Raw genomic sequence first — 609 nt, 5'->3', positions numbered from 1 at the left:
CCGAAGAGACACTGACCGAAATCGCTGAGCTACTAGGTTGTGAAGATCCATGTGGTATCGCTTGTGAACCTTTCCGCCAATGGGTTATCGAGGATAACTTCGTGGCAGGTCGCCCGGATTGGAGCGTGGCTGGCGCAGAATTTGTTGCCGACGTTGTGCCTTACGAAGAAATGAAACTGCGCATGCTAAATGGTAGCCACTCGTTCCTAGCCTACCTAGGCTACCTTGGCGGTTACGCGCACATCTCTGACACCATGACAGACGAAGGCTACCGCAAAGCGGCATTCGACATGATGATGCAAGCACAAGCCCCTTCGCTGACCATGCCAGAAGGCACCGATTTAGAAGGCTACGCCAAGCTGCTTATCGAGCGCTTCACTAACCCAAGCCTGAAGCACAAAACATGGCAAATCGCGATGGACGGCAGCCAGAAGATCCCACAACGCATGGGTGGCAGCTTACGATTCCATCTTGCTCAAGGTTCTAACTTCTCATGGTTGGCAACGGCGATTGCAGGTTGGATGCGCTACGTATCCGGCGTGGACGAGCAAGGCAACGACATTGATGTTCGCGATCCAATGGCAGAGACACTACGTCAGATTTGCGACC

Annotated in this window: 1 pseudogene; it reads left to right on the top strand. The window is 53.4% G+C overall.

Going from position 1 to position 609, the window contains the following annotated elements:
• A pseudogene (locus tag R7Z77_RS26715) lies at positions 1–609 on the top strand (fructuronate reductase); the annotation flags it as partial.

Source organism: Vibrio sp. 1401 (genome assembly GCF_033340295.1).
The sequence above is the reverse complement of the archived record's forward strand: the minus strand, read 5'-3'. Positions and strand labels throughout refer to the sequence as shown.